The organism is Pseudotamlana agarivorans (assembly GCF_001642835.1).
GTDB classification, from domain to species: Bacteria; Bacteroidota; Bacteroidia; order Flavobacteriales; family Flavobacteriaceae; genus Pseudotamlana; species Pseudotamlana agarivorans.
In genome coordinates this window covers 434,095-456,041 of record NZ_LXEI01000001.1, presented here as the reverse complement: position 1 = coordinate 456,041, position 21,947 = coordinate 434,095, and the positions used below count along the sequence as shown (strand labels likewise).

19 protein-coding genes are annotated in these 21,947 nt (G+C 35.2%); 9 read left to right on the top strand and 10 right to left on the bottom strand.

Features of this window, described 5'->3' with window-relative positions; genetic code table 11:
- Positions 1-210 precede the first annotated feature (210 nt).
- From tig to A6I66_RS01840, 8 genes are all read left to right on the top strand, one after another.
- The gene (gene tig, locus A6I66_RS01875; protein WP_067145024.1) at positions 211-1,539 is read left to right on the top strand and encodes a trigger factor; all 1,329 of its coding nucleotides are present in this window, start codon (positions 211-213) and stop codon (positions 1,537-1,539) included.
- Positions 1,540-1,678: 139 nt separating this feature from the next.
- The gene (gene clpP, locus A6I66_RS01870; RefSeq protein ID WP_067145023.1) at positions 1,679-2,353 is read left to right on the top strand and encodes an ATP-dependent Clp endopeptidase proteolytic subunit ClpP; all 675 of its coding nucleotides are present in this window, start codon (positions 1,679-1,681) and stop codon (positions 2,351-2,353) included.
- A 73-nt stretch (positions 2,354-2,426) separates the two neighbouring features.
- Positions 2,427-3,659 carry an ATP-dependent Clp protease ATP-binding subunit ClpX gene (gene clpX, locus A6I66_RS01865; RefSeq protein ID WP_067145022.1) on the top strand — a complete coding sequence of 411 codons (1,233 nt, stop codon included), beginning with the start codon at positions 2,427-2,429 and terminating at the stop codon, positions 3,657-3,659.
- Positions 3,660-3,837: 178 nt separating this feature from the next.
- Positions 3,838-4,347 carry a GbsR/MarR family transcriptional regulator gene (locus A6I66_RS01860; RefSeq protein WP_317047656.1) on the top strand — a complete coding sequence of 170 codons (510 nt, stop codon included), beginning with the start codon at positions 3,838-3,840 and terminating at the stop codon, positions 4,345-4,347.
- Between the two features lie 6 nt (positions 4,348-4,353).
- Positions 4,354-5,481: an efflux RND transporter periplasmic adaptor subunit gene (locus A6I66_RS01855; RefSeq protein WP_067145021.1), complete on the top strand. Its 1,128-nt coding sequence runs from the start codon at positions 4,354-4,356 to the stop codon at positions 5,479-5,481.
- A gap of 12 nt (positions 5,482-5,493) precedes the next feature.
- Positions 5,494-8,628 carry an efflux RND transporter permease subunit gene (locus tag A6I66_RS01850; protein ID WP_067145020.1) on the top strand — a complete coding sequence of 1,045 codons (3,135 nt, stop codon included), beginning with the start codon at positions 5,494-5,496 and terminating at the stop codon, positions 8,626-8,628.
- 2 nt (positions 8,629-8,630) lie between these two features.
- Entirely contained in the window at positions 8,631-10,052 is a 1,422-nt protein-coding gene (locus tag A6I66_RS01845; RefSeq protein WP_067145019.1) for an efflux transporter outer membrane subunit, read from the top strand.
- Between the two features lie 179 nt (positions 10,053-10,231).
- Positions 10,232-10,627, top strand: coding sequence for a hypothetical protein (locus A6I66_RS01840; protein ID WP_067145018.1), 396 nt, complete (start codon positions 10,232-10,234; stop codon positions 10,625-10,627).
- Between the two features lie 27 nt (positions 10,628-10,654).
- Here A6I66_RS01840 and A6I66_RS01835 read toward each other — a convergent pair whose 3' ends face one another.
- On the bottom strand, positions 10,655-11,656 hold the full coding sequence (locus A6I66_RS01835; protein ID WP_067145017.1) for an NAD(P)H-dependent glycerol-3-phosphate dehydrogenase: 1,002 nt from the start codon (positions 11,654-11,656) through the stop codon (positions 10,655-10,657).
- A 133-nt stretch (positions 11,657-11,789) separates the two neighbouring features.
- Here A6I66_RS01835 and A6I66_RS01830 point away from each other — a divergent pair, with 133 nt between their 5' ends.
- The gene (locus A6I66_RS01830; protein ID WP_067145016.1) at positions 11,790-12,722 is read left to right on the top strand and encodes a nicotinic acid mononucleotide adenyltransferase; all 933 of its coding nucleotides are present in this window, start codon (positions 11,790-11,792) and stop codon (positions 12,720-12,722) included.
- Between the two features lie 140 nt (positions 12,723-12,862).
- Here the strand turns inward: A6I66_RS01830 and A6I66_RS01825 are convergent, their stop codons facing one another.
- The 9 genes from A6I66_RS01825 to serS form a co-directional block, all read right to left on the bottom strand.
- Entirely contained in the window at positions 12,863-13,261 is a 399-nt protein-coding gene (locus tag A6I66_RS01825; RefSeq protein ID WP_067145015.1) for a hypothetical protein, read from the bottom strand.
- Between the two features lie 186 nt (positions 13,262-13,447).
- A complete protein-coding gene (gene nadD / locus A6I66_RS01820; protein WP_067145014.1) occupies positions 13,448-14,026 on the bottom strand; it encodes a nicotinate (nicotinamide) nucleotide adenylyltransferase in 579 nt (192 codons plus the stop codon).
- 13 nt (positions 14,027-14,039) lie between these two features.
- Positions 14,040-14,630, bottom strand: a complete 591-nt coding sequence (gmk, locus tag A6I66_RS01815; protein WP_067145013.1) for a guanylate kinase — start codon at positions 14,628-14,630, stop codon at positions 14,040-14,042.
- Between the two features lie 38 nt (positions 14,631-14,668).
- Positions 14,669-15,526 (bottom strand): YicC/YloC family endoribonuclease, encoded by an 858-nt coding sequence (locus A6I66_RS01810; protein WP_067145012.1) that lies wholly within the window; start codon positions 15,524-15,526, stop codon positions 14,669-14,671.
- Between the two features lie 92 nt (positions 15,527-15,618).
- Positions 15,619-16,992 (bottom strand): magnesium transporter, encoded by a 1,374-nt coding sequence (gene mgtE, locus A6I66_RS01805; RefSeq protein ID WP_084399398.1) that lies wholly within the window; start codon positions 16,990-16,992, stop codon positions 15,619-15,621.
- Positions 16,993-17,012: 20 nt separating this feature from the next.
- Positions 17,013-17,807 carry a 16S rRNA (adenine(1518)-N(6)/adenine(1519)-N(6))-dimethyltransferase RsmA gene (gene rsmA, locus A6I66_RS01800; protein WP_067145011.1) on the bottom strand — a complete coding sequence of 265 codons (795 nt, stop codon included), beginning with the start codon at positions 17,805-17,807 and terminating at the stop codon, positions 17,013-17,015.
- A gap of 55 nt (positions 17,808-17,862) precedes the next feature.
- A complete protein-coding gene (locus A6I66_RS01795) occupies positions 17,863-18,186 on the bottom strand; it encodes a DUF4286 family protein (protein WP_067145010.1) in 324 nt (107 codons plus the stop codon).
- A 37-nt stretch (positions 18,187-18,223) separates the two neighbouring features.
- Complete coding sequence (locus A6I66_RS01790) at positions 18,224-19,999, bottom strand: tetratricopeptide repeat protein (RefSeq protein ID WP_067145009.1); 1,776 nt, start codon at positions 19,997-19,999, stop codon at positions 18,224-18,226.
- 535 nt (positions 20,000-20,534) lie between these two features.
- Positions 20,535-21,806, bottom strand: coding sequence for a serine--tRNA ligase (gene serS, locus A6I66_RS01785; protein ID WP_067145008.1), 1,272 nt, complete (start codon positions 21,804-21,806; stop codon positions 20,535-20,537).
- Positions 21,807-21,947 lie beyond the last annotated feature (141 nt).

The window sequence follows — 21,947 nt, the reverse complement described above, 5'->3', positions numbered from 1 at the left end:
CTCTAAAAATCAAGCTCTTAAAAACTTTGTCAGGATATAAAAATATATTATTTTTGCATCCCGATTTTAGTAGCACAAACTCTACGTGTATTCACTCTTAGAGTTTTCCATTGAAATTATCAGGCTCGTTAATTCGGGGATCTATTAATTTTAGGTTTTACAAAAAACCTTATTGTTAAATGCCTAATTTAAGGCTTTATATCATTTAAAATGAATATTACAAGAGAAAACGTTGATGCATTAAATGCTGTTGTTAAAGTGGATATCGCTAAAGAAGACTATAGTGATAAAGTTGAGAAAATCTTATCAGATTACCGTAAAACAGCAAACATTCCAGGTTTTAGAAAAGGACATGTGCCAATGGGCATGGTTAAAAAACAGTACGGAAAAGCTGTTTTGGTTGATGAAGTGAATAAATTATTACAAGACGCTTTAAACAAATATTTAACTGAAGAAAAATTAGATGTATTAGGGCAACCATTACCTAAAGCTCAAGAAGGTATTGATTGGGATGCTGATAACTTTTCATTTGAATTTGAATTAGGGCTTGCACCAGAATTTGACGTAGAGTTAAAAGGAAAAAAAGCGATTACTCAATATAATATCGTTGCTGATGATAAAATGATCGACGAGCAAATTGAGCGTATTCAAAAGCAATACGGGAAATTAGTATCTCAAGATACTGTTGAAAAAGACAGTGAAATCACAGGAACTTTTACTAACGAAGAAAAAGAAATCGATAATACGGTAACTTTAACTTTAGATAAATTCAAAGGTAAAGCTACTGCAAAACAATTTGTAGGGGCTAAAGTAGGTGATGTTATTACTTTAAAAACTAAAGGTCTTTATGATGATGATCACGAACTTATGCATGCTTTAAAATTAAGTCATGATGATGTTCATGGTTTAGATATTGAAGTAAACTTTACCATTACTGAAATTAACGAACGTGAGTTAGCTGATTTAGATCAAGAGCTTTTTGATAAACTTTTTGGTGAAGGTGAAGTAAAATCTGTTGATGAGTTAAAAGCTAAAATCAAGGAAGACGCCGAAAAACAATTTGCTCAACAAGCCGATCAAAAGTTATTAAACGACGTTACTGAATATTTAGTTGAAAACACAAAATTCGATTTACCAGCTGAGTTCTTAACAAAGTGGATGCAAACTGCAGGTGAAAAAGAAATTGATGCCGATCAAGCTAAAGAAGAGTATGAGAAATCTGAAAAAGGTTTGCGTTACCAATTAATTGAAGGAAAATTAATTACCGATAATGACGTTCAAGTAACAATGGACGATATTAAAAATCATGCTAAAGAAATGATTAAAGGGCAAATGGCTCAATTTGGTCAATTGAACCCTTCAGATAAAGAGTTAGAAGATATCGCAGCACGTGTGCTTGGAAACCAAGATGAAGCACGTCGTATTTCTGAGCAGTTAATCAGCCAAAAGTTATTAGCTGTTTACAAAGAAAAAGCAAATCTTAAAGTAAAGGAATTGAGTTACGAAAACTTTGTTAAAGAAGTTTACGGTGACAAATAAATAAAAGAATAATTGTTTATCTTTAAGCGCTTAAACCGGAAGGTTTAAGCGCTTTTTTTTAAACGAAAAGCTTATTTTAGTGATTTTCATGGTATTTGTTTGAAAATCAAGATCACATTAAATAATAAGAAAGAAAACTATGGATTACGCAAAAGAATTTGAAAAGTTCGCGATAAAAGATCAAGGGATTAGCAGCACCTATTACGATAAAATTATTAGTAGTATGTACCCGCAAAATCTGACTCCAAATATTATAGAAGAACGCCAAATGAATATTGCTGTTTTTGATGTATTCTCTCGATTAATGATGGATAGAATCATTTTCTTAGGGACAGGCATTAACGATCAAGTGGCTAATATTGTGCAAGCACAATTGTTGTTTTTAGAAAGCACCGATGCTAATAAAGACATTCAAATTTATATCAACTCTCCAGGAGGAAGTGTATATGCTGGTTTAGGTATTTACGATACTATGCAGTTTATTAAGCCGGATGTGGCAACGATTTGTACAGGAATGGCAGCGTCTATGGGCGCTGTACTTTTATGTGCAGGAGCTAAAGGGAAACGTAGTGGCTTAACACATTCACGTGTTATGATTCATCAGCCTTTAGGTGGTGCGCAAGGTCAAGCTAGTGATATTGAAATTACAGCGAGAGAGATCTTAACTTTAAAAGAGGAATTATACCAAATCATTAGTAAGCATTCAGGACAGGATTACGACAAAGTATATCAGGATAGTGATCGTGATTACTGGATGAAAGCCGATAAAGCTAAGGAGTACGGTATGATTGATGAGATTTTGGCCCGTAATTAAATAAAAATTTGTAATTTTAAATAATTGTTACCTAGGGGTTTATGAAATTTGAAATCCTCTCAAAATAAAATTAATGGCAAAAGAAGAATTAGAATGTTCGTTTTGTGGTAGAAAAAAGCCAGAAACAAATCTGCTTATAGCTGGTCTAGATGCTCACATTTGTGATCGCTGTATAGAGCAAGCGCATGGCATTGTTTTGGAAGAATCGAAACAAAGTGACAGTAGTGATTTATCTGCAGAATTAAAACTAAGGAAACCTCAACAAATCAAGAATTTCTTAGACGAATATATTATTGGTCAAAATGTGACTAAAAAAGTCATGTCTGTGGCTGTTTATAACCATTACAAGCGTTTATTACAACCGGTTACCAATGATGATATAGAAATCCAAAAGAGTAATATCATGATGGTTGGTCAAACAGGTACAGGAAAAACCTTAATGGCTAAAACCATTGCAAAAATGTTAAATGTACCATTGGCTATAGTCGATGCTACAGTTTTAACAGAGGCTGGTTACGTAGGTGAAGATGTAGAAAGTATTTTAACTCGCTTATTACAAGCTGCCGATTATAATCTTGAAAAGGCAGAAAAGGGTATTGTTTTTATTGATGAAATTGATAAAATTGCAAGAAAGAGTGATAATCCTTCCATAACACGAGATGTGTCTGGTGAAGGGGTGCAACAAGCTCTTTTAAAACTTTTAGAAGGTACTGTAGTTAACGTGCCACCAAAAGGCGGAAGAAAACACCCAGATCAAAAATTTATTGAAGTAAATACTGAAAATATTTTATTTATCGCTGGTGGTGCTTTTGATGGTATTGATCGTGTTATTTCTAAACGTTTGAATATGCAAGCGGTTGGTTATAGCGCATCCATTTCTGAAGATGTCGTTGATCAAGATCACTTATTACAATATATTATTCCAAAAGACTTAAAGGATTTTGGTTTAATTCCTGAAATTATTGGGCGTTTACCTGTATTAACTTATATGGATCCATTGGATGCAGAAACTTTAAGAGCCATTCTTACACAACCTAAAAATGCTATTATTAAGCAATATAAAAAGTTGTTTACAATGGATGATATTGAGTTTTCAATTACTGATGGCGCTTTAGATTTTATCGTAAATAAAGCTATCGAATATAAATTAGGAGCAAGAGGTTTACGTTCTTTATGTGAAGAAATATTAACCGATGCGATGTTTGAATTGCCAAGTAGTAAAGAAAAAACGTTGAATGTTACTAAGGCATATGCCGAAGAGAAATTAACAAAAACAACATTAAAGAAACTAAAAGCGGTTTCATAATGGGTTGGTTAAAGTAAAATAAAAAAGAGACTATCTATAAAAGGTAGTCTCTTTTTTTTGTTTAACATTTTATTAACTTTATTTTAGTTCGGTTTGTTCCGAACCAATATTATATTTGTAGCTTAATTTTGCTGCTTCGTATAAATGTTATTAATCATGACAGCAGTTTAAATAGTATATGATGAACGATAATGTTTGTAAGGATAAAATGATCCTAGTAGAGAAATTCGGGGTGTTTTTGGAGAAGCGAGAACAGTTAGCGCCCGTAGCAGCTCGCATCTTTGCATATATAGTTTTAACTGGGAAATCTGGAACTACATTTGATAATCTCGTTCAGGTTTTATGTGCCAGTAAAAGCACAATTTCTACAAATCTCAATCATTTGCAAGATTTAAAAAAGATTGAATACTTCACTAAAACAGGAGATCGCAAAAAGTATTTTAAAATCAATGATAATAGCATTCTGCAAAAAATTGATGAGATGATTTTTAATTGGACCGAAGAGCGAGAAATTCACACCGAATTAATGAATTATAAGAAGACTATTAATGCTTTAGATACAGTGCCTCATGAAGAAAAATTTGATCTAACCATACACCATGATTTTGTTCATTTTATAGATAACGCTACGTCTGCAATAAGCGACTTAAAAGAGAAAATAATTAAAACGCAATCCAAACTCAAATAATGTAATATGAAAAGAAAGCACACCTATAAATTAATCCTTTTTTCGGCCTTTCTCGCGGTTGTTGGCTGTGGTAACCAAGAAAAAAAGGAAGTAGCTCAAGCGCCACCACCATCTATTCCAATCATTCAATTAACTACAAAAACAGTTACTGGTTTTAAAGAGTATCCTACAAATATTGAGGGGGTAATTAACAGCGATGTTAGAGCAAAAACGGCTGGTTATATTCAAAAGGTTTTAGTAGACGAAGGTCAGAAAGTAAAAAAAGGTCAAGTGCTTTTTAAACTTGAAACGCAAGCTCTATCGGAAGATGCCGGTGCTGCAAAAGCCCGCGTTAATGTGGCTCAAGTTGAGGTGGATAAATTAGTTCCTTTGGTGGAAAAGAATATTATTAGTTCGGTACAGCTAGAAACTGCTAAAGCCAATTTAGCTCAAGCCAAAGCTAATTATAGCAGTATTGCTGCAAATATAGGATACGCGACTATAAGAAGTCAAGTTGACGGACACGTTGGAAGGATTAACTTTAGAGAAGGTGCTTTAATTAGTCCGAATGATGCCACACCACTTACCACGGTTAGTGATATTAAACAAGTGTATGCCTTTTTTAGCTTAAATGAAACCGAGTATTTAGATTTTTTAGAACATGCCGAAGGTAAAAGTTTAGAAGAAAAATTATCTAATTATGCCGAGGTGAATTTAATTTTAGCTAATGGTTCCCTTTATTCCGAAAAAGGTCAGATTCAAACTAGTTCGGGACAAATCAATCAGAATACTGGTACGGTAAGTTTTAGGGCCGTTTTTGATAATCCAAATCAGTTATTAACCAATGGAAATAGTGGAAAGATTCAAATTCCAACGGTTTATGAAAATCATATCGTGATTCCACAAGAAGCGACTTTCGAGCAACAAGGGAATATTATGGTTTTTAAACTCCAAGAAGGTAATAAGATTACAACAGCCATGATTGAAGTTAAAGCGGCCATAGATCATTTATATGTTGTAGAATCTGGACTGCAAAAGGGAGATAAAATTGTGATGTCTGGCGTTGGGAAACTAAGAAACGACATGGCCATTACCCCTCAAGAGGTCCCTTTTGAAAAGGCCGTTAAGCCGATTGCAAAATTATTTAGGAACTAGAAACTTATATCCATGTTAAAAACATTTATTGAAAGACCTGTACTGTCTACGGTGATTTCTATTATTATTGTCATGCTTGGGTTAATAAGTATTTCAAGCTTGCCTATTGAACAGTATCCAGATATTGCGCCTCCTACCATTAAGGTTTCGGCTTCCTATCCTGGAGCTAATGCCGAAACGGTTTTAGAAAGTGTTATCATTCCTATTGAAGAACAGATTAATGGTGTTGAAGGGATGACTTATATCACCTCTACTGCATCAAATAATGGGACAGCCGATATTACCGTTTATTTTGATCAAAATACGGATTCCGATATCGCTGCTGTAAACGTTCAGAATCGTGTGTCTAGAGCAAATTCTTTGTTACCTCAAGAGGTGAAGCAAATTGGTGTAACTACCCAAAAGCAACAAACAAGTGCATTGATGTTTGCTTCCTTGTATTCCGATAACGATGATTACGATGCCACTTTTATTCAGAATTATTTAAAAATTAATGTCATTCCTAAATTACAACGTATTAATGGTGTTGGTGATGTGAATGTGTTCTCTCAACAGGATTACGCTATGCGTATTTGGTTGAAACCAGAAAAACTAGCCGCATATAATTTAATACCTTCCGACATTACAGCCGTTTTACAAGAACAAAATTTAGAGGCTGCTGCTGGTGCTTTGGGAGAAAATAATGGTGAAGCGTTTTCATATATCGTAAAATACAGCGGACGATTTAAAAATGAGAGTCAGTATAGCAACATGATTATAAAAGCTCTAGGGAATGGTGAATTTCTACGCTTAGAAGATGTGGCCGATATTGAATTAGACGCGCAATCCTATTCCTCGGGTGCGCAAAGTTTAGGGAAGCCCGCTGTTTTTATGGGGATTTACCAAACCAAAGGTTCCAATGCTCAGGAAATTATCGACAACATAAAAACAACCATGGTGCAAATTAAAAAGGATCTGCCTAAAGGGTTAGATATTTTTACGCCTTATGATACCAGTTTGTTTTTAGGAGCTTCCATTGAAAAAGTTGTACATACCATTTTTGAAGCCTTTTTATTGGTTTTCTTCGTGGTGTTTATCTTTTTACAGGACTTTAGATCGACATTAATTCCGGCTATAGCCGTGCCCGTTTCTATTGTAGGAACCTTTTTCTTCCTCAATGTATTTGGGTTTTCAATTAATTTATTAACCCTATTTGCTATTGTATTGGCAATTGGGATTGTTGTTGATGATGCTATTGTTGTTGTTGAAGCTGTTCATGCCAAGATAGATGAAGGTGAGAAAAACCCGAGAAAGGCAACACTCGACGCCATGCATGAAATATCAGGAGCTATTATTTCTATTACCCTCGTTATGGCAGCTGTATTTATTCCTGTTACCTTTATTCAAGGACCAACAGGGGTATTTTATAAACAGTTTGGAGTAACCTTAATTATAGCCATTCTTATCTCTGCTGTTAATGCCTTAACGCTAAGTCCCGCTTTATGTGCCTTACTTCTAAAGTCTCATGACGAGGAAGCTCTTAAAGATAAAAATGCCTTACAACGTTTTTATACTCTTTTTAATCGTGGCTTTAATGCGACAATTTATAGATACGGACAATCACTTCAGTTTTTATATAAAAAGAAATGGATATCGGTTGTGCTAGTTATTATTGCGGCTGTTGGTATTATTTGGGCTTCTAAAACAACACCTACCGGGTTTGTGCCTAATGAAGACCGCGGCATGGTGTTCGCCAATATCGAATTGCCAGCAGGAGCTTCTTTAGATAGAACCAACGAAATTATACAAGACCTCTATGGTAAAACAGAAGGTTTACCTGGTGTAGAAGGGGTGTCCTTTGTTAGAGGACGAAGCTTATTAAGTGGTTCAGGTAGTAACTACGCTATTGGTTTTATAAAGTTAGATGATTGGTCTGAACGAGAAGATCCGTCGCTTTCTACACAGGCTACCATTGGAAAACTGTTTGGAATTGCATCAACCGTTCCTGGGGCTAATATTATTTTCTTTGCACCACCAAGTATTCAAGGTTTTGGAAACTCAGCTGGTTTCGAAGTCAACTTGTTAGATAAGTTTGGAGGCGATTTTGCCGAGCTCGATAAAACCAACCAAGAGTTTATAGGAGCTTTAATGAAGCATCCTGAAATCCAGTATGCGCAATCGGCTTTTAATACCAAATATCCGCAGTATGAGATGGATGTTAATGTACCGCTAGCTAAAGAAAAAGGGGTGCCTATTAATAGTATTTTTGCTACTTTACAAGGTTATATTGGAGGGGTTTATGCTTCCGATTTCTCTAGATTTGGGAAACAGTTCCGTGTATACATTCAGTCATTACCAGAGGATAGGGCTGATGTGTCTTCGTTAAATAGCATGTATGTTAGAACGGATAATAACGAGATGGCACCCATCACACAGTTTGTTACTTTAAAACGTGTTTATGGGCCACAATCGGTAACCCGTTTTAATTTGTCTAATTCAACAACCTTAACTGGTGCAACCAATTCAGGTTTTAGTACTGGTGATGCCATCCGTGTGATTGAAGAGGAGGCTTCAAAACTGCCTAATAATTACGAAGTCGCTTACTCTGGTTTAACCAGAGAAGAGGTTAATGCCGGAAACCAAACTACTTTTATCTTTATACTAAGTATCTTGTTTGTATACTTTTTATTATGTGCCCAGTATGAAAGTTATATTTTGCCATTAGCTGTGGTGCTTTCATTACCATTTGGTGTTTTTGGAGCATATATTAGCACCAAGTTTTTAGGTTTAGAAAACAACATTTATTTTCAAATAGCCTTAATCATGCTTATTGGATTGTTAGCTAAAAATGCGATTCTAATTGTGGAGTTTGCCTTGCAGCGCCGCCGAAAAGGGGCTACTATAGTTGATGCTGCGATAGATGGTGCAAAAGCCCGTTTACGTCCTATTTTAATGACGTCATTTGCCTTTATTTTAGGATTGATGCCATTGGTGTTAGCAAAAGGTGTTGGTGCTGCGGGAAACAATTCTATTGGAACAGGTGCAGCAGGGGGTATGCTCATTGGTACCATATTGGGACTATTTGTTATACCTATTTTGTTCATATTTTTCCAATGGTTACAAGAAAAAGTATCTAGTAAACCACAAATTCAAACAACCGAAGACTAATTATGAAAGTGATTAAAGAACCAAAATATTTACATAGGGCACTACTTCTAGTTGTTGTGTCATTGACACTTCAAAGTTGTTTTGTTGCTAAAAACTACGAGCGACCAGAGGTTATTGAAACCGAAACAGACAGCTTGTATAGAACCGATAACTTACCCGTAGATAGCTTATCGATGGCCGATGTTTCTTGGAAAGAGGTTTTTACAGATCCTTATTTACAACAATATATTGAAGAGGGGTTGTCGAAAAATATAGATATCCGTATCGCCATTCAGCAAATTATCGCAGGCGAAGCCTATATGAAACAAGGTAATGCTGGGTATTTGCCTACCTTAAGTGCAGGAACTTCTTTAACGCACCAAGAGTTGTCTAAAAACAGTCAGTTTGGTAGCTTTTTTAACGGTGCCATCAATCAGTATGAAGCCGTAGCTACACTGTCTTGGGAAGCTGATATATGGGGAAAGATTCGTAGTAACAAACGTGCTTTTCATGCAAGTTATTTAAAAAGTGTAGCAGCACACCAAGCTGTGAAAACTAAATTAATTGAAAGTATTGCCACAACCTATTACACCTTGGTGGCTTTAGATGCGCAGTTGGTTGTAACTAAAGAAACGGTGGACACTCGTGAAAAAAGTGTGGTCACAATTCAAGCTTTAAAAGATGCAGGCGAGGTTACTCAAGTGGCGGTCGATCAAAACATTGCGTTATATAATAATGCTAAAGCTATTCAGGTTGATATTGAGCGTGAGATTTTTAGAACCGAAAACGCCCTTAGTATATTATTGGCTAGAGAACCACAACATTTTGAGCGAAGTACGTTAGATGCACAAAATATAACAACGCCTATAAAATTAGGTGTTCCTTATTTGTTGCTAAGAAACCGTCCGGATGTTGTAGCCGCCGAAAGTCAGTTCATTCAGTCGTTTGAATTAACCAATGTAGCTTTAACTAATTTCTATCCTTCATTAACCTTAAGCGCTTCAGGAGGTTTTCAAAGTTTAGAGTTTGATAACTGGTTTAATACTAATTCTTTGTTTGCTAATATTGTGGGTGGTATTACCCAGCCTATATTTAATCAGCGTAAAATTAGAACCCAATATGAAGTGGCTCAAGCTCAGCAAGAAACAGCTTTGTTAAATTTTAAGCAAACGTTGCTGGTGGCAGGACGAGAAGTTTCGGAGGCTTTGTATTCCTATAATGCCGAAACGGAAAAACTGGAATACCTCGATAATCAGGTGCAAGCTTTACGACGTGCCGAAGTGAACTCCGAAGAATTATTAAATAACGGTTATGCCACTTATTTAGATTTATTAGTGGCCAGACAAAGTGTATTAACTTCAGAATTGACAAGTATTGAAAATAAACTAGATCGATTGATAGCTATTGTTAATTTATATAAAGCCCTTGGTGGTGGATTGAATTAACATTTTTTTGATTATTCATTAATTGTGTTATGAAGCAAGTCATTATTAGATGGCTTGCTTTTTTTATTTGCCTTTTAATGAAGGTTTAAAATCTAAAGGTGTATTGGAATAGTATTTAAAATTGTTTTTCAAACGCTATGAAATAGAATCTTCTACAACGGATTTATTATTTTTGCAAGATGAAAGAAGATATCAAAATCCCTAAAGTTGAATCTGTTTACATAGCAGTAGTTAACGAATACAACGACATTTATAAAACTCAAGATTGGAACGCTTACATCATAAATGATAAAGATGTCGATTTGGAGATGGTTCTTATTGTAACTAGTGGGTATTCTGAAAATAAAACGACTTCCGTTTTTAGAAAGAAGATAGATGTACTACCTAAAAAAAGTTACGCCAAAATAGAACTGATGCAAGAAGAATTATTTGCTTTAAATAACACGTTTAAAGTGACTTTTTTTGAAGGTAATCAAATGTATGATAAAACGTATTTGTTTAGGAAAAACAGTATCAATTTGAAAGCTTTACAGCCTGTTCCGCTCATGTCGGTAAAAGGTGTGCTGGTAAAATAACCGATTCCTGCGATAGCAGGAATCTTGCTAATCTAATTTCTCGGTAAGTTTCGTAAATACTTTCTTCGGATTTTTATTTTCATATAAAATCTCGTAAACCGCATTTATGATAGGCATTTGTGTTTTTTTGGCGTTTTTAAGGTTGAGTTCATGCGCACTCTTAGTGGCGTAATAACCTTCAGCAACCATATTCATTTCCATTTGCGCCGATTTTACGGTATAACCTTTACCAATCATATTACCAAACATGCGATTTCGGGAAAACACAGAGTATCCTGTAACCAGTAAATCTCCCAAATACGCCGAATTGTTAATGTTGCGTTTCATTTTATGAACTTTTTTAATGAAACGTTTCATTTCTCGAATCGCATTACTCATCAGGACACTTTGGAAGTTATCACCGTAACCTAAACCATGGGCAATTCCGGCAGCTATAGCGTAAATGTTTTTAAGCATTACGGCATATTCCACACCAATGACATCATCGGTGATTTTTGTTTTTATATAGTCGCTGCTTAAACTATTGGCTATGGCCTTGGCTTTACTTTGGTCGGCACAAGAAATAGTGAGGTATGATAAACGCTCTAAAGCGACCTCCTCGGCATGACAGGGACCAGCAATAACGGCTATGTTTTCATAAGGTACTTGATAGATATCATGAAAATGCTCGCCAACCAATAGCTCTGTTTCAGGCATAATACCTTTAACAGCTGAAACGATAATCTTGTTAGAAATATCTACTTTCAGTTTTTCTAATTCACTATGTATAAAAGCTGATGGTATTACGAATATAAGGACATCGGCATATTCGGCAATTTCATTAATATCATTACTGAGTTTGAGTTGTTCTAAATGAAACTCTACAGAACTTAAGTAATTGGGGTTGTGTTGTTCGCGTAAAAGGTGTTCTTTCGTATAAACGCTACGCATATACCAACCAATTTCATTTAAATTTTCAGAAAGCATTTTTACAATGGCAGTCGCCCAACTTCCTGCTCCGAAAACGGCGTATTTTAATGGTTTATCCATGAAATTTCTATCTAATTTCTGAGTCAAAAATACATAAAAAAATAATGATGCGGTTGATTTTGGAGGTTAAGCCTATGTAATTTTGGCACGTGTTTTGAATTTAATCGTTTTGAAATCCTTAACTTGTTTAGATATGAAAGCGATAAAATTATTTTTAGTAGTTATATTAAGTGGCGTTTTTTTTACGTCCTGTGATAGTGTACGAGAGGACATTGATCCTGGAATTTCTTTAAATCAGTTATTAGGGTCTTACGAGTTATGGTATGTCGATATTAATGCCACCTTAGGCTATGGTGAAACGCCTTGGCTTCAAAAGGCTTTTACTGTGTCATTTCGTAACGGGGTGCTTTACGCTAATAATAATATCGCTCGTATTGGTGTAACAGGCAATGGGTTTGGAATTGATGTTGGCTATTACGATGCTTATGAAATGATTTTAGATGTAGACCATGATATCGACGGTTTTTCTACCTACGATGTATATCAAATTTCTAATAATCGCATTGAATTACATAACCCCGATAACAATACTTCTTATTTTTTAGATGGCTACCAACGATCTAATTTTGATTATGATTTTGTGTTTTATGATAACATTCATTATTTCTTACAGGATTATGAAGCTTGGGAAAAAGTATATACTAGCAATACAGGAGCTGTTAATCCATTTGATGCCGAAAATTATTTACGCTTTTTGGCTGGAGGAAATGATGAAACGTTCCAAAGTTCCCAGGACCCTACAGGATTAAATCCAAATCGCGTTTATTGGGATTATACAGGTGCTTATGGCGTAGGTGATGTGGCTAATGATTTCTATTTAAAAACTTTAACATTAAATTATGATCAGTACGGCAATGAGTTTTTTGAATTGCGCGTTATAGATGACGAGACCATTTCGTTGTATCAGCCATCGACTAATACAACTTATAGATTTGCCGGTAGAGGTTATATTCAATATATAAAAGCGACAGATACTAAAACGGGTAAAACGGTCTTAAAAGAGAAGAAACGTAAATTTAAAAAAGAAAGAAAAGATAACCCGCGAGTTAGTTCAAGGGTTTTATAAGAGTTTTTTTGGTTGGTTATTTAGTTTGAAACCGTTTAAAGTCCATAGCTTTGAGCGGTTTCTTTTTTTATGTGAAATAGAGGGTATTTGGTTGCTAGAGGTAATAGAAGGAGAGAGAATGTTTTTTGAGCTGGTTGTGTTTACGATTCAATAGAGTACATGGCAGAATTATTGCCGTGTGTTAAGATGTGCTTTAGATTTTCATATTTTGAAATATGAGTCACCGACCAATAGGTGGTCCATAAAGCTAGGAGGAAGAAAACAGTTATTCCAATTTTAAAGTTGAAAAAGGCGATAATAGCACTTAAAACGATGTTGCACATGAGGTTTAATAAAATAGCTCTTCTAATACTCATTTTAAGAACGCCAGTAATAAAATTCCATGTTACTAATTCATCTTTGATTATAATCTTATTCGGATTTTTAAAATCCATGAAAATGCGATGACTATAATCCATGATGATGGTTAAGGTTTTGCCTTTACGTTCGTACTTGTAGTCAAACTTTTCTAAAAAATCGGCCGTATTATCTATGTTCATTTAATCTTTTTCTTAGCACTGCTCTTGAGAATTTGAGACTATGACTAAATTAATAGATTAAAAGTATGTTCTATACCAAACAGTAAGGTTAACAGAATGTTAATTAATTGTAAAGTTTTTAAACAAATAAACTTTTTATTGAATATTGTTCAAAGTGTTTGTGAAATTGATAAATATTCTAAGGTTTTATCTGTAAAAATTCATTTCATCCATATATTCCCATACGTGTTCAGGAAGCATGGGTTGGACGTTTTTGCCTGCGGCAATTGATTTTCTTATAAATGATGACGACAGTTGCATAATCGGGGCATTGATATGTATGATTTTCTCATGTCCATCAAATTGCGTTTCTATTACGTTTTCAGAAATTCTTGGGTACACATAAACAAAGTGGTTTTCAAGAATAAGTTGGTAGTTTTTCCATTTGTGAAAACTTTTTAAATTGTCCTCTCCCATAATTAGACAAAACTCTTTATTAGGGTACTTTTCCTGTAAATGTACCAAAGTGTTTATGGTATAGTTGGGCTGAGGTAAGTTAAATTCAATATTGCAAGCTTGTAGTTTGTCATAGGGTTCTGTAGCGCGATATACCATTTCTAGCCTGTGGTGGTTGGCAAGCAGTGTTTTCTTTTCTTTAAAAGGGTTATGCGGTGTCACAACAAACCACACTTCATCTAAATTACTATATTCTGCGATGTGGTTGCCAATAACCATGTGTCCGATATGAATCGGGTTAAAAGAACCAAAGTACAATCCAATCTTCATTTACAAAAAATGACTATGAGTTAATAAAATCGCTAATTTTTTGATGCGCTTCTTCTAAGGCGTGCTCCAGGGTATCGTTAACCACAATGGTGTCAAACAAAGGAGCTGTGGCCAACTCGGCCGAAGCTTTGGCTACACGCATATTAATTTTATCCTCGGTTTCGGTTTTACGTTTTTTTAAACGAATTTTTAGCTCATCAACACTTGGTGGTTTAACAAAAATAGCTAAGGTTTCATCGGGGAACTTGCGTTTTATACGTAGTCCTCCAGATACATCAATATCGAAAATAACGTTTTTTCCTTTGGCCCAAATGCGTTCTACTTCAGATTTTAAAGTGCCATAAAAATTATCGCGATACACTTCTTCCCACTCTAAAAAATCGTCATTTTTAATGTGTTGCTTAAAGTCGTCTGTCGATAAAAAATAATAGTCTGTTCCATCGATTTCCGTGCCGCGTTTAGCTCTAGAGGTGGCCGAAATGGAAAATTCTAAATTTAAAGATTCTTGACCAAGCAAGTGTCTTACAATAGTTGTTTTACCAGAGCCCGATGGTGCTGAAAATACAATAAGTTTCCCTTTTTTTGTTTCTTGTTGTGCTGTCAAACCTTAATGTTTTTATGGCTTAATATATTTTTATACCGTTAAAGAACGTTTAATAATTGTTCCTTAATTTTCTCCAATTCGTCTTTCATTTGAACCACTAACTGTTGCATAGGGGCGTAGTTACTTTTCGAGCCTATAGTGTTAATTTCACGACCCATTTCCTGACTAATAAAACCTAATTTTTTTCCGTTAGAATCTTTAGAGTTTATGGTTTCAGTAAAGTAGTTTAAGTGGTTTTTTAAACGGACTTTTTCTTCGGTGATATCAAATTTTTCGATGTAATAAACCAGTTCTTGCTCGAAACGGTTTTCGTCATACTTCTCCCTTAATTCTTCAATGCCTTTTAATAAACGTTCACGCACACCTTCAACACGTTCGGGATCCATAGCGATCACTTTTTCCAAAATGTTTTCAATGGTACTGATGCGTTGGTTGAAGTCTTGTTCTAAAACTTTTCCTTCATTTAAACGGTAGTTGTTTAGGTCGTTTATGGCGTTTTCAATATGAGTTTCTATACTTTTCCATTCGGTTTCGTCAATTTCCTCCCTTACAGTATTTAGGGCATCGGGAAAACGTACGGCCATTTTAAGTAATTCGATATCATTGCCATCCACAACATTTTTTAACTGCGTCATGTACTGTTTTACAACAGGGACGTTTATTTGTGTGGATGTGTCTTCAGCAGTTGTTTCTATATAAATTGAAAAATCAACCTTTCCTCTCGTTAATTGATCGGCTAAAACTTTTCGAATGGCAAGTTCCTTTTCACGATAAATCGAAGGCATCCTAGCATTTAAATCTAAATTTTTACTGTTTAAAGATTTTAGTTCAATCGTTACTTTTTTAGTAGGTAATTGCAATACAGATTTTCCGTAACCCGTCATCGAATATATCATATGCTGAAGTATTAAGTTACGCAAAGGTAATTAAAACCAAAGGTATAGGAAATAGTTAAATGTAGTAAAAGGGCATCAAGCCATAAATTGGGTTAAAACCCTAAAATGAGCTTGGCAATTAGAAAGTAAATAAAAATTCCGAAAACATCATTGCTCGTGGTGATGAATGGCCCTGTGGCTACGGCTGCGTCGACCCCTTTTTTATCTAAAAAGATAGGAATAAAAGTGCCGATAAGTGCTGCCATAATAATAACGGTAACTAAAGCGACGCAAATGGTTATGGACTCTAAATAGGTGGTTTTAAAAACAAAGTGGCTAATTAATAATACAATTGCCGCAATAGCAATTCCATTAACAAGTCCTAAGGCAAATTCTTTTAATAAACGGCTAAATATTTTACCATCAATACTGTTATTGGCTAATCCCTGAACCACAATGGCCGACGATTGTACCCCTACATTTCCTGCGGTAGCTTGAATTAATGGAATAAACATAAGCAATGCTGGATATTTTAGCATGGCATCACTAAATCCATTTATAATACTTGCAGCACCAATACCTCCAAACATACCAATTAGTAACCACGGTAATCGTGCTTTGGTAAGTTCCCAAATGCTATCGTCATGTTCAACATCACTGGTGATACCTGCCGCTAATAAGTAATCCTCTTCGGCTTCCTCTTTCATGACATCTACAATGTCATCAATGGTGATTCTTCCTAAAAGGGTATGGTTATCGTCCACAACGGGAATGGCTTCCAAGTCATATTTCTGCATGATTTTTACAACCTCTTCGGCATCATCATGAACATTAACAAAGTCTACATTTGAAATATAGATATCGGCTATTTTTTGATCATTTTTGGCAACAATCAAATCTTTTAAAGAAAGTCTACCAACGAGTTTTTCTTGCTTGTCCACCACATAAACCGAGTGTACACGTGTTACCTCTTCAGCCTGGCCACGAATACGTCGTAAACAGCCCGCGACGGTCCAGGTATCATAAACTTTTACCAGCTCCTTCGCCATTAAACCACCAGCTGTATCTTCATCATAGGCCAAAAGTTCTCTAATTTCGGCACGATGCTCGATGTCCTCAATATTAGAGATTACTTCTTGTTGGCGCTCTAAGGGCAGTTCGGCAATAATATCGGCGGCATCATCGGTATCTAGTTCTTCGACCTCTTCGGCGATTTCTTTGGCTGAAAGATTTTTTAAGACCTTTTCACGGTTGTCTTCATCCAGCTCCATAAGAATATCGGAGGTGGTTTCAGAATCCAGAAGTTTAATCACATACATGGCGTCTTCTAGATTTAATTCATCTAGAATTTCGGCAATATCAGCGTAATGAAACTCTTTTAAAAGCTTTTGTAGTTCTTTGTTGTTTTGTTGCTCAACAAGATTTTCTACCTGCTCAATAAGGGCGTCGGTTAGTTGAAATTGTATGTTTTCTTTTTCTTCTGCCAAATTAAGGGGTTTTAGGCGGTTTAAGCGTCGTTTTCAATCAATTGGGTGAGGGCAATAAAGTCTTCAACACACAATTGTTCTGGTCGTTGGCCAAATATAGGGTTTGCTTTTAAATTATCGGATATGTTGAATGTTTTTAAACTGTTACGAAGTGTTTTTCGTCGTTGCTGAAAGGCTGTTTTTACCGTTTTGAAAAACAATTTCTCATCACAAGGCAATGAGTAATTCTCTTTTCGAATTAATCTTAACACCCCAGAATCGACTTTTGGTGGCGGATTAAAAACGTTTGGTGGCACGGTAAACAAATATTCTGCCTCGTAGAAAGCTTGTGTTAACACCGAAAGGATACCGTACACTTTGCTGCCTTCTTTAGAGCAAATACGTTGTGCGACTTCTTTTTGAAACATGCCCGAAAACTCAGGAATTTGATCGCGCATTTCAAGCGTTTTAAATACTATTTGCGTAGAAATATTATAAGGGAAGTTTCCAATAATCGCAAAGGGTTCGCCTTTAAAAACATCATTTAAATCGAACTTTAAAAAATCCTTTTCAATAATGCGCGGAGCAAGATTTAAGTAATTGGCCTGTAAATAGGCTACCGATTCGGTATCAATCTCAATAACATAAGTAGTAAGATCTTTTTTTAGGAGATACTTGGTAAGTACGCCCATGCCTGGCCCAATTTCCAAAACCGTTTTGTAGTGCTCTAAAGTGAGCGTATTGGCAATTTTTTCGGCAACAGATTCATCATTTAGAAAATGCTGACCTAAATGTTTTTTTGCTTTTACTTGATGTTGATTTTGATGGTGTGCCACGAATTCGGATTTATAATTAGTAAAAAGCTCTTACGACCTGCGATGCAAAGCTACGTTATTTAAAGTTTACGGTATATTCATCTACTATTTGTAGCTCGGTTTTGAAGGTCAGCATTTTATCGGCAAACTGTTTCAAAGCTTCTAATTGAAATTTTTCAGCATCATCGCGATAAAAAGCATCTAAAGCTTCACGCGAATAGCTTCTGTATTGTACAGAATAGGTTTGTCCGCCTAGCTCTTCTTCAACCATAACCTTCGTTAAGGTGGCTTTTTCAAACTTTCCGGTCGATAAAACCTTTGGGATGTGTGCTTTTATCCAAACGAGCCATTCATCATGAACGGCATCATCAACATTCATGGTTTCGTTATATATGTACATGTTGTATGTTTTTTGTAATCTGTTTTGTTTTCAGAGACTAGTTAATCGCATCGCCGCGTAAAGCTCTAAATCGTTTTCTGGATTCTACGAAAAAAATACTGTCGGCATGATTAAAAATTATTTTTTCGTATAATGATTTGGCTTTCTCGGGCTGATTAAGCTGATTTTCATAAATTTTTGCTAGATGAAAATAAGCATCATCAATTAATAAACCATCTCTGTAATTTGTAATAATAGCTTCGTAATTATGCTGTGCTTTGTCGTATTGTTCTTCTATTTCAAACAATTGGGCTTGTTTGTATAAAGCTTGGGCTACGATAGGTTCAGTTTTATGCCCTTCTAAAATATTATTTAATAAGGAAATGGCTTCGTCATTTCTGTTTTGATAAGCCAATAAATCTGCTTTAGCATAGAGTTTTAAAGCTGTTTGAAGGGAATCTTCATATTTATTATCGCTAATAAGTAGTTTTAAATCTAAGGCATCGTTAGCGGTAAGTTGCGAGGTTGAAGATTTTAATATTTTCAGTTGAGATTCGGCCCATTTAAAATCACCTTTGTAATAACTGGCCTTTGCCACTTTAAAACGCGCTTCCTGCGATATGGTGCTGTTTTTTAAATTACGCTGAATTTGTGAATAATAAATTAAGGCCTTGTTGAATTTTTCCTGAAGCACCAATATGTCACCCAACTTAAGTTTAACTTGCGCTTGTTCTAATTTTGATAAAGGTGCCTTTAAAACATCTTCTAAAAAACTAACGGCTTCATCAGTCTCGTTAAGATAAAAGGCTAGAAAATTGGCGTACGAAATTTGTAAATCTAAAGTTCTATCATTGTTAGGATATTCCGTTAAAAGCGTTTGGTAATCAGATTTTATACGATCATAGTCGCCTTTTTTATTATTTTTTACCTCTAATTCTAGCAGATTAAAATGTGCATCTAATTTGGTGTCGTTGCTTGTTGAGGTGTCAATAATATATTGGTAAATATCTTTAGCGATGTCACTATCTTCATCGTTTGCAGCAATTTGAGCCAGTTCAAAAATGCGATAAAGACTTTGTTGATCTCTATTATAAATCGCTTTCTCTTGAATAAAAGCCTTGTTGTATTCCTTTTGCTGAATAAACAACCAGCTTAGCAGGGAGTTCCAAAGTGTTTTTGGGTCTTGCTGCATTTTTTTTAACAAGATTTTTTTGAATAGGATATTGTTTTCGTTTGAAGGATCTTCGCTAATAAAATCATTGATGGCGCGTTTGATGTCGCTTACTGCAGAAGGGTTGTTTTCTGCATAATCGATATAACTCGTAAACATTTTGTCGAGTAAACCTTGCTCGCCGTAAATTTGAGCCAATTGTACGCTAAAGTTAAAGTTTGGGTTCAAGGTCATGGCTTTTTCATAAGCCTGAGCAGCTTCATCCAAAAGCGAATGGGTTTGAAAAGCACGCGCTATAGCAAATACTTGGGTAGGCTGGTTTTCTAGAGCCAAAAGCGCTTTTTGATAATACGATTCGGCCGTGTTTTGATCTTTTTTAAGCTGATAATTATAACCCATTTCAACTAAAAAAGCAGGATAATGCACCCGTTTCATGATGCCTTCTAAAAAAGCATGGGTTTCATCATACTGTTCCAATTGTTGTTGTGCACTAACAATTTGATTGATGTAATTGATGTTTGAAGGAGACTTGTCGTAAAGCTTTTTATAAGCAATTAGCGCTTTTTCGTATTCCCCATTTTTGTAATATTCCTTAGCTAAAATATCTTCCTGCGCAACTAATGAAGCGCTAAGCAGTAGAAATAAAATTAGGAATCTTCTCATGGGGTAAAGATAAGCAATGTGCCTTGTTGTATTTATGCGAATTAGCAATTTTTAAGCTTTGCTGGCCATTAACGAGTAGGGTAAGGATAAAAAAATGCCCGAATTTTATTCGGGCATTTACCAATCAAAATAATTTGTATTGCTACTATTAAATTAAACACTCGATTGGGGACAGTCTTTAAGCCCTTGTGTGTGCAAGAAAGACTTTATTATTAAACTTTGAAATAATAAACACAACAGTTACTACTTACCAGCAATCTTGGTTGTCTTATCTATCGATTTTGTGGATTCAAAACCTGATGACAACAATTGACTTGCAAAAACAATGAGGGCAATTAATAGCCCAAGGCGTATTAAGTTTTTCATGTTTGAAAGATTCAGGAGGGGTTAGCAAGGCTAACTTGAAGATTTTTATTGTAAAACACAAAAAATCCACACACTTATCGTTGAATGACGTTTTCAGAGTGTGGTTTATCGATGTTTTATTAAAAATCTTATCTAACTCGTAATCTTTTACTTATTTTTTTGAGTTAGCTTAATTGATGATTTTAAACCCCGTGTAAGATTGAAGTGCTTCTGGAATAACTATCCCTTCTGGAGTTTGACAGTTTTCTAAAATACCTGCAAGAACACGTGGTAGAGCTAATGAGCTTCCATTCAGTGTGTGTGCTAATTCGTTTTTACCATCGCTGTTTTTAAAACGTAGTTTTAAACGATTGGCTTGAAAAGTTTCAAAATTAGATACCGACGATATTTCTAACCAACGGTCCTGCGCTGTAGAGAACAATTCAAAATCGTAAGTTAGGGCTGAGGTAAATCCTAAATCGGCACCACATAAACGTAAAATACGGTATGGCAATTTAAGATCTTCTAAAATTGATTTCACATGATTTACCATGCCGTCTAAAGCTTCGTAAGACTTGCTTGGGTGTTCTACACGAATAATTTCAACTTTATCAAATTGGTGTAATCGGTTTAAACCTCTCACATGGGCACCGTAGCTTCCCGCTTCACGACGGAAACATGGTGTGTAACCAGTAATTCCGATAGGTAAATCGCTTTCGTTTAAAACCACATCCCTAAAAATGTTGGTTCCAGGAACTTCAGCGGTTGGGATTAAATATAAGTTGTCTTCAGTGATGTGGTACATTTGCCCTTCTTTATCTGGCAATTGCCCCGTTCCAATACCTGAAGCTTCGTTTACTACGTGTGGTAACTGATATTCTGTATAACCTGCAGCTGTATTTTTGTCTAAAAAGTAAGCAATTAAAGCACGTTGTAAACGCGCACCTTTTCCTTTATAAACAGGGAAACCTGCACCTGCAATTTTATTTCCTAATTCGAAATCAATAATATCGTATTTCTTAGCTAATTCCCAATGAGGTAAGGCACCTTCATGTAAAGTTGGTACTTCTCCAGCTTTAAAAACTTCTTCATTGTCATCTTCAGAAACGCCTCGAGGTACAATCTCATTTGGGACATTTGGGATTTTGTACAACAATTCATTTAAAGCATCGGCTTTGGCATTTAGTAATTCCGAAAGTTCTTTAGATGTTTCTTTTAGTAAGCTCGTTTTTGCCTTTAATTCGTTGGCTTTTTCGGCTTGACCAGATTTAAATAAGTTTCCTATTTCTTTGGAAAGGGTGTTGGATTCGGCTAAGGTATTGTCTAATTCTGCTTGTAAACGACGTCTGTCTTCATCAAAAGTAATAACATCTTCAACCAGTTGAACCGCATTAAGATTTCTCTTTGCTAAACGTTCAACTACCAATTCTTTGTTTTCTCTAATAAAAGGAACTTGTAACATGTTGTAAAAATTTAAGCTGCAAATTTAATAAAATGAATTTTAGTACATGGTAAAATTAATCTAAACCTTGTTAAGTTTATTTTACCTTTTATGGATGTTTTTTTATGTGTATAAACCGTTTATATTTGCGTATAATTTCAA

Coding starts and splice junctions, on each gene's coding strand:
- nadD (WP_067145014.1), bottom strand. CDS start 14,026: ATGAAGATTGGATTGTACTTTGGTTCTTTTAACCCGATTCATATCGGA.
- A6I66_RS01810 (WP_067145012.1), bottom strand. CDS start 15,526: ATGATATATTCGATGACGGGTTACGGAAAATCTGTATTGCAATTACCT.
- A6I66_RS01830 (WP_067145016.1), top strand. CDS start 11,790: ATGAAAGCGATAAAATTATTTTTAGTAGTTATATTAAGTGGCGTTTTT.
- A6I66_RS01855 (WP_067145021.1), top strand. CDS start 4,354: ATGAAAAGAAAGCACACCTATAAATTAATCCTTTTTTCGGCCTTTCTC.
- A6I66_RS01790 (WP_067145009.1), bottom strand. CDS start 19,999: ATGAGAAGATTCCTAATTTTATTTCTACTGCTTAGCGCTTCATTAGTT.
- A6I66_RS01835 (WP_067145017.1), bottom strand. CDS start 11,656: ATGGATAAACCATTAAAATACGCCGTTTTCGGAGCAGGAAGTTGGGCG.
- A6I66_RS01795 (WP_067145010.1), bottom strand. CDS start 18,186: ATGTACATATATAACGAAACCATGAATGTTGATGATGCCGTTCATGAT.
- A6I66_RS01840 (WP_067145018.1), top strand. CDS start 10,232: ATGAAAGAAGATATCAAAATCCCTAAAGTTGAATCTGTTTACATAGCA.
- A6I66_RS01825 (WP_067145015.1), bottom strand. CDS start 13,261: ATGAACATAGATAATACGGCCGATTTTTTAGAAAAGTTTGACTACAAG.
- A6I66_RS01860 (WP_317047656.1), top strand. CDS start 3,838: ATGATGAACGATAATGTTTGTAAGGATAAAATGATCCTAGTAGAGAAA.
- A6I66_RS01850 (WP_067145020.1), top strand. CDS start 5,494: ATGTTAAAAACATTTATTGAAAGACCTGTACTGTCTACGGTGATTTCT.
- serS (WP_067145008.1), bottom strand. CDS start 21,806: ATGTTACAAGTTCCTTTTATTAGAGAAAACAAAGAATTGGTAGTTGAA.
- A6I66_RS01845 (WP_067145019.1), top strand. CDS start 8,631: ATGAAAGTGATTAAAGAACCAAAATATTTACATAGGGCACTACTTCTA.
- clpX (WP_067145022.1), top strand. CDS start 2,427: ATGGCAAAAGAAGAATTAGAATGTTCGTTTTGTGGTAGAAAAAAGCCA.
- tig (WP_067145024.1), top strand. CDS start 211: ATGAATATTACAAGAGAAAACGTTGATGCATTAAATGCTGTTGTTAAA.
- clpP (WP_067145023.1), top strand. CDS start 1,679: ATGGATTACGCAAAAGAATTTGAAAAGTTCGCGATAAAAGATCAAGGG.